Source organism: Pseudarthrobacter scleromae, assembly GCF_014644515.1.
Classification (GTDB): domain Bacteria; phylum Actinomycetota; class Actinomycetes; order Actinomycetales; family Micrococcaceae; genus Arthrobacter; species Arthrobacter scleromae.
In genome coordinates this window covers 32,934-46,646 of record NZ_BMKV01000010.1, presented here as the reverse complement: position 1 = coordinate 46,646, position 13,713 = coordinate 32,934, and the positions used below count along the sequence as shown (strand labels likewise).

11 protein-coding genes and 1 tRNA gene are annotated in these 13,713 nt (G+C 65.8%); 8 read left to right on the top strand and 4 right to left on the bottom strand.

The window, feature by feature from the left end:
• Positions 1-136: 136 nt before the first annotated feature.
• Together IEX33_RS18660 and IEX33_RS18655 are read right to left on the bottom strand one after the other, a co-directional pair.
• Positions 137-4,690: an ExeM/NucH family extracellular endonuclease gene (locus IEX33_RS18660; protein WP_188732380.1), complete on the bottom strand. Its 4,554-nt coding sequence runs from the start codon at positions 4,688-4,690 to the stop codon at positions 137-139.
• 453 nt (positions 4,691-5,143) lie between these two features.
• A tRNA-Ser gene (locus tag IEX33_RS18655) sits at positions 5,144-5,231 on the bottom strand.
• 107 nt (positions 5,232-5,338) lie between these two features.
• Between IEX33_RS18655 and IEX33_RS18650 the strand changes: the two genes are divergently transcribed.
• The 8 genes from IEX33_RS18650 (at position 5,339) to IEX33_RS18615 (ending at position 12,115) form a co-directional block, all read left to right on the top strand.
• Positions 5,339-6,322, top strand: coding sequence for an NAD(P)H-quinone oxidoreductase (locus IEX33_RS18650; protein WP_188732379.1), 984 nt, complete (start codon positions 5,339-5,341; stop codon positions 6,320-6,322).
• A 45-nt stretch (positions 6,323-6,367) separates the two neighbouring features.
• Positions 6,368-6,901: a PadR family transcriptional regulator gene (locus IEX33_RS18645; RefSeq protein WP_188732378.1), complete on the top strand. Its 534-nt coding sequence runs from the start codon at positions 6,368-6,370 to the stop codon at positions 6,899-6,901.
• A 92-nt stretch (positions 6,902-6,993) separates the two neighbouring features.
• Complete coding sequence (locus tag IEX33_RS18640; RefSeq protein ID WP_104189059.1) at positions 6,994-7,278, top strand: DUF1540 domain-containing protein; 285 nt, start codon at positions 6,994-6,996, stop codon at positions 7,276-7,278.
• A gap of 228 nt (positions 7,279-7,506) precedes the next feature.
• Positions 7,507-9,807 carry a carbon starvation CstA family protein gene (locus tag IEX33_RS18635; protein WP_188732377.1) on the top strand — a complete coding sequence of 767 codons (2,301 nt, stop codon included), beginning with the start codon at positions 7,507-7,509 and terminating at the stop codon, positions 9,805-9,807.
• 11 nt (positions 9,808-9,818) lie between these two features.
• A complete protein-coding gene (locus IEX33_RS18630) occupies positions 9,819-10,010 on the top strand; it encodes a YbdD/YjiX family protein (protein ID WP_188732414.1) in 192 nt (63 codons plus the stop codon).
• A 78-nt stretch (positions 10,011-10,088) separates the two neighbouring features.
• Positions 10,089-10,721 carry a bacterial proteasome activator family protein gene (locus tag IEX33_RS18625; protein ID WP_104189065.1) on the top strand — a complete coding sequence of 211 codons (633 nt, stop codon included), beginning with the start codon at positions 10,089-10,091 and terminating at the stop codon, positions 10,719-10,721.
• Between the two features lie 8 nt (positions 10,722-10,729).
• Complete coding sequence (locus IEX33_RS18620) at positions 10,730-11,206, top strand: hypothetical protein (RefSeq protein WP_188732376.1); 477 nt, start codon at positions 10,730-10,732, stop codon at positions 11,204-11,206.
• Positions 11,207-11,269: 63 nt separating this feature from the next.
• On the top strand, positions 11,270-12,115 hold the full coding sequence (locus IEX33_RS18615; RefSeq protein WP_188732375.1) for an aldo/keto reductase: 846 nt from the start codon (positions 11,270-11,272) through the stop codon (positions 12,113-12,115).
• Positions 12,116-12,223: 108 nt separating this feature from the next.
• Here IEX33_RS18615 and IEX33_RS18610 read toward each other — a convergent pair whose 3' ends face one another.
• On the bottom strand, positions 12,224-12,409 hold the full coding sequence (locus IEX33_RS18610) for a hypothetical protein (protein ID WP_188732374.1): 186 nt from the start codon (positions 12,407-12,409) through the stop codon (positions 12,224-12,226).
• A 38-nt stretch (positions 12,410-12,447) separates the two neighbouring features.
• Entirely contained in the window at positions 12,448-13,416 is a 969-nt protein-coding gene (locus IEX33_RS18605) for a hypothetical protein (protein ID WP_188732373.1), read from the bottom strand.
• Positions 13,417-13,713 lie beyond the last annotated feature (297 nt).

Below are 13,713 nucleotides of genomic sequence, written 5' to 3'. Positions count from 1 at the left end.
GCCCCGGACGCTCTCTCACTTGATGCGCTTAAAGCCCAGATGCTCTCTCACGAGTGAGAGAGCATCTGGGGAAATGGTGCCTTAAGTGAGAGAGCGTCGGTGGTTTTCCGGACCTTTCACACGTCCAGGCGGGGCGTCAGCCGCGCAGGCAGGCCCGGTAGGCGGCCATGGCCTGGCCGTAGTTCAGCTGGCCGGCCAGGTCTGCAGGCCGTGAGGGCTTGACCGGCTTGGTGCAAACCGGTTCAGCGGGGTCGGCTGCTGCCACCTTGACCCCTACCGTGACCCTCGTGCCCGATTCCGCCGCGGTCAGGACCAGGATTCCCGGCCCGGCGGCGGCACCCGACGGGACAGGCAGGTCCACCGTTGCGGAACCGGCCGTGACCGGCACGGACCCGAGCTCGGTCACAACCCCGGCGGTGTCCGTAAACACTGCCGTGAGGGACTTGTTGACCGGGCTGCCCAAGGAGGTCAGGTCCAGCTTGGAGACCGTGAGATTGACCGGTTCGCCGGGCTTGACCTCCGCGGCGGTGGTGTTCGTGACGGCCACTGAGCGGCGGGCGAAATCGGGCGAAACCGGGCTGCTGTCCTGCAGGTAGCCAATCCACGCATCACGGTCCACCAGCCCCGAGTCCCTGGTGTTGGAACCTTCCGTGAAGACGCGGAAGTTGTCGCCCCCGGTCGCCAGGAAGCTGAAGGTACCCACCCGGTAGGACTTCGCCGGATCGAGCGCAGCCCCGTTCACCCGGACGGAGGTGATGCGGTCACCGGCCGGCCGTGCGGCGTCGTACGTGTAGTTCACGTTCTTGGACAGACCCAGCTGGATGTAGGCGCGGCTGGGAACCGTGCCGTCCGGGTTGGTTTGCCACTGTTGCTCCAGCAGCGTCTTGAACTGCGCACCCGTCAGGGACGTGGTCCACAGGTTGTTGACGAACGGAAGCACCGCGTTGGCCTCGGCATAGGTGATGGTGCCGTCCGGGGCGTAGTAGAGCTCGTTCCGCAAACCGCCGGCATTGACCACACCGATCTCGGCGCCGCCCAGTTCGGCGGTCTGCAGCGAGGCGAGCAGGGAATCTGCCACCAGGTTGCCCAGGGTGGACTCGCTGCCGCGGTCATCGCGTTTGGCCACACCGGCGGCATCCGTGGTGAAGGCCGTGGTGATGTCCGCCGTGACGGCACCAACAGGCTGGTTGCCGACGACGGCGGCGTCCGCGAGTGCCTTCCTGACGATTGCATCGACGGCGGCCACGCGCGGGTAGGCTGCGACCAGATCCGCGGCAGGATCCGTGGTGCGCTTCACGTTTCCGGCCTTGTACGCGGTCACCTGCCGGGTGGCGGTGTCCACGGTGAGCTGGATCTGCCCCACGTTCTCGCCGTAATTGCCCGTCTGGACAATCGGGCGGGTCTTGCCCTCGGCGCCCGGGACGGGCGCGTCCCAGGCGTACTCCTTGTGCGTGTGGCCGGTGAAGATGGCATCAACATCCGCGGAGGTTTCGGTGACCAGCTTCGCGAACGGACCGCCGGCAGCCACCTCCTCTTCCAAGGTGGAGCCTTCCACCGTTCCCGAACCGGCGCCGTCGTGGTTTTCCACGATGATGACGTCGGCCAGCTTCTCCGCGGTGATCCGTGCAGCTACCCGGTTGATGGCGTCCACAGGATCGCCGAACTCAAGGTCGGCGATGCCGGCGGGGGTCACCAGCGAGGGTACTTCCTGGGTGACCGTGCCGATGACGGCAACCTTGATGCCTTTCATGTCCAGGACGGTGAACTCGGGCAGCGCCGGCTCGGTGGTGCCCTTCCTGTAGACGTTCGCACCCAGGTAGGGGAACCGGGCATTGGTGCCGCCGGCGATGACGCGGTCCTGCAGGTCGGCCCAACCGCCGTCGAACTCGTGGTTGCCCACGGCCGATGCCCTCAGGTCCAGGGCGTTCATGACGTCGATGGTGGGCTGGTCCTTGGCGACGGCGGATGCAAACAGCGACGCGCCGATGTTGTCGCCGGCTGAGAGGAAGGCGGTGGCGCCGGGGGCGGCCGCTGCGCGGAGTTTCTCGATGGTGCCCGCGAACAGGACCGTGTTGGTGTCGATCCTGCCGTGGAAGTCGTTGATGCCCAGGAAGTTCAGGTCAACCGCGGCGGGAGCAGACTGCAGGTCCAGGCCCACCACCACGGGATCGTGGTCGCTGGCGCGGAACTGGTCCGGTGCGTAGTAGTTGGTGACGTTGTTGTTGTAGCGGCTGTACTCCAGGGCCACGGACTCAACCGAGTTGATGTTCCAGATGTCAGCCCCGGTGACCACCGCATTGGCAGCGGGGGAGGCCAGGATGTGGTCCAGCGAGCCCACCATGCCGCCGAAGAGGTAGGAGTGCTTGGCGGAGCCGTCGGCGTTGCGGGCCTTCTCGTCCTGGTTGACGTAGCCCTCAGACGTGAAGACATTGATGGGGTCTTCCTTGGCATAAGCGTTGAAGTCGCCGATCAGGAACACCTTGTCCGTGCCCTTGGACTGCTGCAGGGATTTGGTGAACTCCAGCAGGGACTTCGCCTGGGCTGTGCGCGCCAGGTTTGATGCGCCCTGCCCCTGGTCCGTGTCCTCGGGCGTGGCAGCGGAGCCTTTGGACTTGAAGTGGTTTGCGATGGCGATGAACTCTGTCCCCGCACCGCCACCCACGGGCTTGAACACCTGGGCCAGCGGCTTGCGGGCATTGGAGAACGCCACGGTGTCGTTGTGGATGATGGATTCACCCACGGGCTCCGCAACGGCTTTTTTGTAAATGAAAGCGGTGCGGATCATGTCCTCGTCGCTCAGCGGCGGCGCGTTGGCAGGCGAGCGGACATAATCCCAGATGCCCGACGTCTCGACATTCAGGGCGTCCACCAGCTTGGCCAGGGCGTCGTCCCGGTTCTTGCCGAACTGTGCCGAGTTTTCGATCTCCATCAGCGTGACAACATCGGCGCCGGCCTTGGAGATGGCGGAAACGATCTTGTCCTGCTGCCGGTTGAAGTTCTCCGCGTTGGCAGCCCCGCGGGCATCGCACCCGCCGCGGACCGTGATCGGGTTGCCGGCCCTGTCCTCGTAGTAGGTGCAGCCGGTCAGCGTGTCCCCTGTGGTGGGGAAGTAGTTGAGCACGTTGAAGGAGGCGATCTTGAGGTTGCCGCCCACCGCTGCGGGAGCTTCCGTCCTGGTGGCCCCGAAGGTTGCGGGCTGGACGGAGGCCTTGTTGTCCTCCGTTAGGTGGGTCAGCGGCTGGAGTTTCCAGGCGTTGTTGCCGTAGCCCAGCACCACATTGGTGGTGAAGGTGGCGGGGGAGCCCACCCGTACCGGGTCGGCCGTGGTCAGGTAGGGGAGGGCCTGCGCCTTTGTGGTGGCGTCCTTGAGGAAGTTGGTGCTGGAGCCGTCGTCGAGCTTGATCCCGCGGGCGGCGTTGTCCGCCACCGTCGCGGTGTACCCGGTTGAGCCGTAGGGAGCGACGGCGGTGGGCTGGACCAGCGGCGTTGTTCCGCCGGCGAGGCCGATCTCGCCGTACTGGTTCAGGGAGTAGTTGTCCGTGACGGTCAGCGGCCCCTGGGGTGCCAGGAGCATGCCTTCCAGGGATTCGCGGAAGGCCTCGCCGGCGGGCAGTGTGAAGGGCGTGGCCTTGACCTCCGGTGCGGCCTCGGCCAGCTTGGTGAGTCCGGCCGCTGCGGTGACGTTCAGCTGGGTCATCCCGTAGTACTCCGCCACGGCACCTGTCACCTGCACGTGGTCTCCGGCCTGGACCGATGCCACCGTGGCGGGGGAGTAGACGAAGATTCCGTCCGACGCGGCATGGTTCGCTGCCGTCAGGTCGCCGCCGGTTCCCGGTGTCTGCAGGTAATAGCCGTTAAGCCCGCCGGTGGGGAAGACTGCGGTGACCTTTCCGGTGGTGGTCACTGTTGATCCGGTGAGGGGGCTTTCCGCACCCGTGCCCTGGATCTCGGCAATCGACGTGCTGGACGGCACGGGGGCCGGATCCGGAGTGGGGGCCGGACTGGGATCGGGCCCGGGGGCGGTGGAGCCGCTTGGGGTTGGACTGATCGTGGTGCTGAGGCTGAAGTCCGCTGCGTTGCTGTTGCTGTCCGCGCCTCCGCTGCGGTTCAGGCTCCTGGCGTCGCCCGTACCCGCGGGGCCCGCGGCTACTGCGGTTTCGAAAGTGTTGGAGGAGCCGTAGCCCAGCAGGTCCGCGACGCCTGCGGGCTCCACCTGGGAACCGGTGGAAAGCGCGACGGCGGTGGGCTGCTTGGCGAGCACGATGGTGCCGGATGTGCCGCTGAAGTTCAGGCCGCCCGCCGCGAGGTCCGGGGTGGGGAGGGCGGCGCCGTTGGTTCCGTTGCTGGCACCCTGGATCAGGTAATGACCCTTTGCCGCGATGGTGCCGGTAAGGGGTGCCACGGTGGTGGGGGCTGCGAGCCCGGCTGCGGAACGGTACTGGACTGACCAGCCGTCCAGCCGCACCGGGGCGTCCGAGGAGTTGTAAAGCTCCAGGAACCGGTTCTTGTAGGCGGCGCCCGTGCTGCCGCCGCTGAGGTAGGCCTCGTTGATGACAACGGGGGATGTGCCTGCCGCGGGTGAGACCCCCGCGGCTGTAGTGTCCGCGACTGCGGGAAAGGCTGCCAGGGGAGCCAGCAGCCCCGCCGACAACGCTGTCCCCAGCGCGAGTTTCCAAGGTGTGTGATGCATCCGCTCTTACTTTCATAGGGGTGTCCCGGTGGGGACCCGATGGAAGATGTCCGGGTTGTACCGACGGACAGGGGCCCGGATCCTGCTCCTGGTCAAGTGGTATCCGGCACATCACAACAGCGCTGAATGAACGCAGGGTTGATAGCGCGTGCATTCGGCGGGACGCTCCCCAGCGGAACGGGCCACCTACCGGCCGGAAGCCCCAGTAGCCCCGGTTCCGGTGATGCTGTTGGCGGTATGTGGTGGCCGGCATCTACCCCAGTGTGCCGACTATCACACAGGATACCGGCCAGTAGCTTTGGCGGAAGGGGGCTGCAGAAAGTTGTCAGAACAATTTACGTGGGGGCACCGGCTCCCGTCATGGGTGCCCACGTCAGGACCGGCGGCGACTGCCGCAGGTTAAACGAAGGACCCCTGCCTGCCAGGCATGCTGGCGGACAGGGGTCCTTTTCGCGGAAGGTAAGAGATTCGAACTCTTGGTACGGGGTTACCGCACACTAGTTTTCAAGACTAGCTCCTTCGGCCGCTCGGACAACCTTCCTCAACAAGTAGTGTTTCATAGGCACTTGCCTGCAACAAAACAGAGTCCGGAAGGTGTCCGGTGCACACTGGTTGCACGCAGTATTCAGTCAGAAACGGGAGTGTTCCATGAAAGCCGTCTACATTTCGGAGCCGGGCGGCCCGGAAGTGTTGGAGGTCCGCGAGGTCGAGGCCCCGGTACCCGGTACCGGAGAGGTGCTGATCGATGTCGTCGCGGCCGGCCTCAACCGGGCGGACGTGCAGCAGCGCAGGGGTTTCTACCCGCCGCCGCCGGGAGCCTCGGACATTCCCGGCCTTGAGGTATCCGGCCGGATCGCCGGGTTCGGTCCCGGTGTCACGAAGGCATTTTCCCTGGGGGACAAAGTGGTGGCGCTGCTGGCCGGGGGCGGCTACGCCCAGCAGGTGGCCGTCCGGGCCGAACAGGTCCTGCGGGTGCCAGACGGCGTGGACCTGGTGACCGCAGCAGCTCTCCCCGAAGTTGCCGCCACCGTCTACTCCAACCTGGTCATGACGGCCCAGTTGCAGGAGGGTGAAACTGTCCTGATCCACGGGGCCACCGGCGGGATCGGCACCATGGCCATCCAGCTGGCCAAGGCGCTCGGCGCCAGGGTTGCCACCACCGCGGGCTCTGATGAGAAAGTGAGCACGGCAAAGGCCTTCCTGGGTGCGGATATTGCCATCAACTACGCCGAAGAGGATTTTCCCGAGAGCCTCCGCCGCCAGAACGGAGGCAAAGGCGCAGACGTCATCCTCGACGTCGTCGGAGCCAAATACCTCAAGCAGAACGTGGACGCGCTCGCCGACTATGGACGGCTGATCGTCATCGGACTGCAGGGCGGCACCAAGGGTGAGCTCGATCTGGGGCAGCTGCTGCAGAAGCGGGCCGCCGTGGTGGCCACAGCCCTGCGCCCGCGGCCCGTGGAGGAAAAGGGTGCCATCATGAACGCCGTCCGCGACGCCGTGTGGCCGCTGGTCAGTGACGGACGGGTGCGGCCGCTGGTGGCAAAGACCTTCCCGTTTGACCAGGTGCGTGCGGCCCACCGGTACTTCGACACGGGAGACCACGTGGGCAAGATCCTGCTACTCATGTAAGCGCTCCGCCCCGCAGACCGTTGCCCGCCGAGCACAAGGAACAGCATGTCCATCCGCCATAGCCTCCTCGCACTGCTGCAGGACCAGCCGCGCTACGGCTACCAGCTGCGGACCGAGTTCGAGAACCGCACCGGCAGCACCTGGCCGCTGAACATTGGACAGGTGTACACCACCCTGGACCGGCTGGAACGCGACGCCTTGGTGGACAGGGACGGCGACGACGGGAACGGCCACGTAGTGTACAGCATCACGGCGGCCGGCAGGGCGGAGATCCGGGAGTGGTTCGCGGCGCCGGTGGAGCGGAACAACCCGCCGCGCAATGAGCTGGCCATCAAGCTGGCGCTCGCTGTCACCGTGCCCGGCGTCGACATCCAGGCCATCATCCAGGGCCAGCGGTTGGCCTCCGTCCGGGCGCTGCAGGACTACACCAAAGCCCGCCGGGACACTGCTTCGAGCCAGCGGGCCGTTGATACGGCGTGGCTTATGGTCCTGGACTCCCTGATTTTCCAGACCGAGGCGGAGGTCCGCTGGCTGGACCTGTGCGAGGCGAGGATGATCCAGCAGGCGCAGGGGAAATAGGGAACACAATTGGGTCTTTTTGAATGCAGTGGACAGGTTTAGCGTGGGGTGCAGGAGCCGCCCGGCCGGGCGGTGGAACTTGGAGGAAGCTCATGGCAACCCACGTGGCCGACTGCAGCGTAACGAACTGTTCCTTTAACGATCACACCAACTGCAATGCTGCCGCCATCACTGTAGGCGGAGCCGAAAACCACGCGCACTGCGCCACCTTTATCGACACGGGCATGCACGGCGGACTGCCCAAAGTCCTTGCCGACGTCGGCGCCTGCCAGCGTTCTGAATGCGTCCACAACGACCACCTGATGTGCAAGGCCGCCGAGGTGCATGTCGGCCCCGGTGCGGACAACGCTGACTGCCTTACCTACTCACACGCCTAAGGAGCAGCTTTACGCTTTTCCCATGAGCCAAGGCCTCCGCCCGAGCTGTTCGGACGGAGGCCTTCGCTGCGTTGGTGCGGCCGGGACGCCAAGCTGATCCGTCGTTCGTCGCCGCTTCCCCTCCGCTCACCGCACGTTTCTGCGCCACCTGGCAGAACGCCTCTGGAATGGGGCTGCGGGTTGGTAGGGTGCGTCACAGCAGAAGCGAAACAATCTCAAGGAGGAGACATGGCCGAAACGCCTGATCAACGGAGGAATGCATCCGGGGAAAGGGGCGTGGTGGCCACCGACCCGGCCCTGCCCCCGACTGCCATTGATGAGGAAGTCCGCGAGGCAGAAGACCGGAAATGGACGCCGGGAAAGATTGCGCTGTGGGCCGGCATTGCCCTGCTGGGCGGCCTGGCCTGGTTCATGCTGGCCATCATCCGCGGTGAGACCGTCAACGCTATTTGGTTCGTGTTTGCCTCGGTGTGCACGTACCTCATCGGCTACCGGTTCTACTCCAAGGTCATCGAGCGCTACATCACCCGGCCTGACGACCGCCGTGCCACCCCGGCTGAGTACAAGGCCGATGGCAAGGACTACGTCCGCACTGACCGCAATGTCCTGTTCGGCCACCACTTCGCCGCCATCGCCGGGGCCGGACCGCTGGTGGGTCCTGTCATTGCAGCCCAGATGGGCTACCTGCCCGGCACTATCTGGATCATTATCGGCGTCGTCCTTGCCGGCGCCGTCCAGGACTACCTGGTGATGTTCTTCTCCATGCGGCGCGGCGGCAGGTCCCTGGGACAGATGGCGCGCGAGGAGCTTGGCGTCATTGGCGGCACAGCGGCCCTCATAGCCACCCTGCTGATCATGGTGATCATCGTGGCCATCCTCGCGCTCGTCGTCGTCAATGCCCTGGGCGAAAGCCCGTGGGGTGTCTTCTCCGTGGGTTTGACCATCCCCATCGCCCTGTTCATGGGCGTCTACCTCCGCTACCTCCGGCCCGGCAAGGTCATGGAAGTGTCGCTGATTGGGTTCGTCCTGCTGATGGCGGCCATCGTCGGCGGCGGCATCGTGGCCGAAACCCCTTGGGGCGCCGACATCTTCAGCCTGGACAAGGTCACCATCGCGTGGGGGCTCATTGTCTACGGCTTCATTGCCGCCATCCTGCCCGTGTGGCTGCTCCTGGCACCCCGGGACTACCTTTCAACGTTCATGAAGATCGGCGTCATCGTGATGCTCGCGCTGGCCATCGTTGTGGTCCGCCCGGAAATCACTGTTCCCGCCTTCAGCGAATTCGCCAGCAGGGACAACGGACCCGTGTTCCCGGGGGCCCTGTTCCCGTTCCTGTTCGTCACCATCGCCTGCGGTGCCCTCTCCGGTTTCCACGCCCTGATCTCGTCCGGCACCACCCCGAAGCTCGTGGAGAAGGAACGCCAAACCCGATTCATTGGCTACGGCGGCATGCTGATGGAGTCATTCGTGGCCATCATGGCACTGGTGGCCGCCATTTCCATCGACCGCGGACTCTACTTCGCCATGAACTCGCCGGCCGCGCTGACCGGCGGAACGGTGGAAACGGCAGCCACCTGGGTCAACAGCCTGGGCCTGGCCGGAGTGAACATCACCCCAGAGTTCCTGTCCCAGACAGCAGCCAACGTCGGTGAGGAAAGCATCGTTTCCCGCACCGGCGGTGCTCCCACCCTTGCAGTGGGCCTCGCGCACATTATGCAGCAGTTCATTGGCGGTACCGCCATGATGGCTTTCTGGTACCACTTCGCCATCATGTTCGAAGCCCTCTTCATCCTCACCGCTGTGGACGCCGGCACCCGTGTTGCCCGATTCATGCTGCAGGACTCGATTGGAAACTTTGTTCCCAAGTTCAAGGAGCACTCCTGGCGGCCCGGCGCCTGGCTCTGCACCGCCATCATGGTGGGAGCCTGGGGCGCGGTGCTGCTGATGGGCGTCACCGACCCTCTGGGCGGCATCAACACGCTGTTCCCGCTGTTCGGCATTGCCAACCAGCTGCTCGCGGCAATCGCATTGTCCGTGTGCCTTGCCATCGTGGCGAAGCGCGGCACGTTCAAGTACCTGTGGATCGTTGCCCTGCCGCTCGGCTTCGCTGCCGTGGTGACCATCACCGCGAGTTACCAGAAGATCTTCTCGTCCACGCCCGCGGTGGGCTACTTCGCCAACAACGCGGCGTTCAGCAAGGCCCTCGCAGAAGGGAAGACGGAGTTTGGGACGGCGAAATCCGTGGCGGCCATGGAGGCGGTCGTGCGGAACACGGCCATCCAGGGCTGGCTCTCCGTGATCTTTGTGGTGCTCAGCATCATTGTGATCGCGACGGCGTTGCTCGCCACGGCCAGGGCCTTCCGCAACCGCGCGGACGGCACCGCCGTCCAGGACAACGAGGACCCTGCCCTCCCGTCGCGGGTCTTCGCCCCTGCCGGAATTATCCCCACACCCGCCGAACGGGAGCTGATGGCGGAGTGGGACAAGGTGCCGGCGGAGCTCAGGTTCGAAAGGGGTGGCCACCACTGAGGGCGGCGGGACTGGCTGTGCTGACGCGGGGAGTCCGGGGCGTCGCCCGGTATGTCGGCGGCGTCCTGGGCGCGGACGCGTACGCCAAGTATCTGGAGCACCATAGGGCGGCCGGCCACGTGGATGCGCCGCTCACGGAGAGGGAGTTTTGGCGTGACCGGACAGACCGCCAGGACAGCAATCCGCAGGGCCGGTGCTGCTGATTGAGCTTGCAGCGGACAAACCGTCAGGTGGGTTCATCCGGTGGGTCGCGGGTGGATCGCTCATGAGAGTATGAACGCATGAGCGATCCACAAGACACTCAGCCAGCTGAGGACCTCCCGGTAGAAGGCACTCCCATTGACGACCGGCAGCCGCCGGTGCACGCTCACCCCGGTCCTCCTGAGGGCATGAGGCCTAAGGGGAGCAACCTTCAGGACCTGGTGGATGAGCCGGCCAAAGTGATGCGGATCGGAACAATGATCAGGCAGCTCCTGGAGGAAGTGAAGTCCGCACCCCTGGATGAGGCTGCCCGGGGCAGGCTGGCCGAGATCCACGAGCGCTCCATCAAAGAGCTGGAAGACGGACTGGCTCCGGAGCTGGTGGAGGAGCTGGACAGGATCAGCCTTCCCTTCTCCGACGACGGCACTCCCTCGGACGCTGAACTGCGCATAGCCCAGGCCCAGCTTGTGGGATGGCTCGAGGGGTTGTTCCACGGGATCCAGACGGCGATTGCCGCCCAGCACGCGGCCCGCGAGCACGCGGCCGCGCAGATGCAGTTGCGCCAGCTGCCGCCAGGAACCATGATTGCCCCCGGCGTGGTCATCGGGGAAAACGGTGAGCCGCAAAGGGCTGCCGCAGGTTCGCGCTCCGGCAATTCCGCGCGGCCAGGCCAGCGGGACGACCCGGACCACGGTCCCGGACAATACCTGTAAGGGTGCGCTTGGGCTTTTTCAGCGCCGCCAGGCAGGGGCGCAAGGATGATGCGGAACTGGGGAAGGGGCTGTGGCGCCGCGCCCACGACCGCTTCCAGCGGGGACTGGACCGCTTCCACCAGGTCCTGGAAGGCGTTGAGGACGACCAGCTCTACGGTGAACTGCTCGAGATAGCCAACGAGCTGGCTGCCCTCCTCGAAAGGGTACGGCTCGTGTGCATGGAAGCGCAGCGGCGTTCACCGAATGAAGGCCTGGACATTCCGGTTGGCCTGGCCGGCGTGCACCGTGCCCTGTCCAAGGCCGGCAACTCGCTGGCCACCACGGCGGAGGCGGCCGCCATGCTCCGGCTCGCCGTGGGCCCGGTCCCGGTAGGTGCGGCGTCCGTCCGGCGGCGCGCCGAGTCCGTCTTCCAGCAGGTGGCCGACGCCGAGCGCCACCTCAGCGAGGAGGACCCGGGACCGCGGCAGGCGGATATTCCCGGTTAAGCGCCTGGCTTACTTCCGGCCCATTCCCTCCTGGCGGGCGCCGGGGTTTGGCAGGATGGTCGAATGACACTTTCACCTACACTGACGTTCAATGACGGAAACACGATTCCCCAGCTTGGCTATGGCGTCTGGCAGGTTGAGGACGACGTCGCCGAAAAGGTGGTCCGGCAGGCGTTTGAAGCGGGCTTCCGCCACATCGACACCGCCAAGATCTACGGCAACGAGGCAGGCGTAGGGCGGGCGATCGCCAGCTCCGGCCTTTCCCCGGAGCAGCTCTTCATCACCACCAAGCTCTGGAACGCTGACCAGGGCTATGAGTCCACCCTGGAAGCCTTTGAGGCATCGATGGACAGGCTGGGACTCGAGACGCTGGACCTGTACCTGATCCACTGGATGCAGCCCAAGCAGGACAAATACCTGGACACCTGGAAGGCGCTGATCGAGCTCCAGAAGCGCGGCAGGGTCAAGTCCATCGGCGTATCCAACTTCACCGCCGAGGGCCTGCAGCGGCTCATCGATGAAACGGGTGTTGTCCCGGCCATCCACCAGATTGAACTGCACCCGTACTTCAGCCAGCGTGAACTGCGCGAGTTTGGTGCTTCGAAGGGCATCCTGACCCAGGCCTGGTCGCCGCTGGGCCAGGGCGGCGAGCTGCTTGAGGACGCTACGGTGGCCTCCATTGCCGCCAAGCACGGCGCCACGCCAGCGCAGGTCGTCATCGCCTGGCACCTCGCAATTGGCAACGTGGTGATCCCCAAGTCCGTCACCGAATCCCGGATCCGGGAGAACTACGCGGCTCTCGAGGTAACCCTGGATGCGGACGACATCGAGGCTATCAACGCGCTTGACCGCTCGGCCAAGGGCGAAGGCCGCATCGGCGCAGACCCGGCTGTTTCCGACTTCGCGTAGCCGCCAGACGGCGCCCGCGCGAGGGCTTTAGCCGCGCACTGCCGCCCTGCCTGTTCTGTACAGGCGGGGCGCTTTGCGTTTAATGCTTTGCGTTTAAGCAGGAACGGGTCAGGCGGCTGTGCGGATCTGCTCTACGGCCACGGCGTCGACGACGGCCCAGCTGTCCTCCCCGGCGCAGTGCCGGCTGGCGAAGCGCTCCGCCTCTGCCAGGGTGTCAAAGACCTCAGCCCGCGCCCGGCCGCAGTCGGCGTCGAAGTACGTGACGTGAAATTCCTGTACCAGTTGCTTTTCCATGAATCCAGTCTGCAACCGGGGTCTGACAATCACGGGAATCAGTCCCGCGTGTTGCCCAGCCGAAGGACCCGTTCCTGTGCAAGGACTGCCGTCCGCTCGGCTTTGTCCGCGGCCCGCACCGCCTGTTTCGCCTCGGCGACGGTGGCCGCCAGCTTCTTCTTTGAGCGCTCCAGCTGCTCTTCTGCTGTCCTCAGCCGGGCACGAAGATCTGCGGTCTCCCGGACCAGTTCCGCGATGCCGGTCCGTATGTCGTCGGCCTGGTCCTGCAGCTCCTGTGCCGCCTGCGCCGCCCCGGCCTCTGCTGCCTGGGCTTCTTCTAGGGCCGCCCTGGCCCTTTCCAGCGCCGGCGGTGACGCGGGCCGCGGAGTCTGCCGGACCGCCTCAAGCCGCGGCTTGTCCGGCATGCGCTGTCGCGGCGCTGCCGCCGTCGTACGCATGTTCCTGCCAGTGGAGGCCGGTGGCGCTGAGGCGGGAGCCGCTGCGGCGGGCGGCATGACCGAAGGGACTGCCACGGTGCCGTCCAGGTCAACGGCGTTTACGCCGTCTGCCTGCAATGTCTTGAGCAGGCGCCCGCTCCGCACGGCCGCCGCTGCTCCCTCATCCGCTGTCAGCGCGCGGAGTGTCTCCTCCACCTCGCCTGCCATGGAATCGCTGATGGCCCGGCCGTGTTCCTGGGCCACCGAACGGGCGGTGTCGACGGCGGCGGCGAGCGAAGTGCGGCGCTCACGTCCCAGGTCACGCAGCGACGCGGCGTCCAGCGACACCTGTGCCGCGCGCATCCTGCCGCCGAGTTCCGTCAGCTGGGCCAGGACATCCGGTTGGTGCTGGGCCAGCATATTCACCGCCCAGGCGGCAACCGAGGGCTTCGGCAGTGCCCGCACCGCAGCCGCCAGCTCTTTGTCCGCCGAGGCTGCTTCCTTGGCAGCACTGGCCCGGGCTGCCACAAAATCTTCCAGCGGCCCGGCGTAGAGCTGGTTGGCGATCTCTGCCAGGACCTTGTCTTCCATGCACGCCATCTTAGATACCCGACGCACAGGCGCCCCAACAACCGGCGGCATGACGCCGCCGGTTGTTGGGCCGACCGTGGTAACTGCCGCAACCGCGCGGGCTCCAGTTCTCGTCACGGCCCTTGACCAAGAGCCCACGATGGTCAGCAGGAGCGCGCCACCAGGCGCCAGAGCGTACTCATCACGCCATCCCCTCGGGGGAGGCAAGTTTCCAGGACATGCCCCACCCTCACCCAGGGCATACGCTTCGGTGCCCTGCCCACCTAAGACGTGGTGATTGATGCCGCTATCCTCCGG

What these genes read in the sequence shown, in the direction of transcription:
- IEX33_RS18625 (WP_104189065.1), top strand. Translation starts at nt 10,089, where the DNA reads ATGAGCGATCCACAAGACACTCAGCCAGCTGAGGACCTCCCGGTAGAA.
- IEX33_RS18640 (WP_104189059.1), top strand. Translation starts at nt 6,994, where the DNA reads ATGGCAACCCACGTGGCCGACTGCAGCGTAACGAACTGTTCCTTTAAC.
- IEX33_RS18615 (WP_188732375.1), top strand. Translation starts at nt 11,270, where the DNA reads ATGACACTTTCACCTACACTGACGTTCAATGACGGAAACACGATTCCC.
- IEX33_RS18645 (WP_188732378.1), top strand. Translation starts at nt 6,368, where the DNA reads ATGTCCATCCGCCATAGCCTCCTCGCACTGCTGCAGGACCAGCCGCGC.
- IEX33_RS18650 (WP_188732379.1), top strand. Translation starts at nt 5,339, where the DNA reads ATGAAAGCCGTCTACATTTCGGAGCCGGGCGGCCCGGAAGTGTTGGAG.
- IEX33_RS18610 (WP_188732374.1), bottom strand. Translation starts at nt 12,409, where the DNA reads ATGGAAAAGCAACTGGTACAGGAATTTCACGTCACGTACTTCGACGCC.
- IEX33_RS18660 (WP_188732380.1), bottom strand. Translation starts at nt 4,690, where the DNA reads ATGCATCACACACCTTGGAAACTCGCGCTGGGGACAGCGTTGTCGGCG.
- IEX33_RS18635 (WP_188732377.1), top strand. Translation starts at nt 7,507, where the DNA reads ATGGCCGAAACGCCTGATCAACGGAGGAATGCATCCGGGGAAAGGGGC.
- IEX33_RS18605 (WP_188732373.1), bottom strand. Translation starts at nt 13,416, where the DNA reads ATGGAAGACAAGGTCCTGGCAGAGATCGCCAACCAGCTCTACGCCGGG.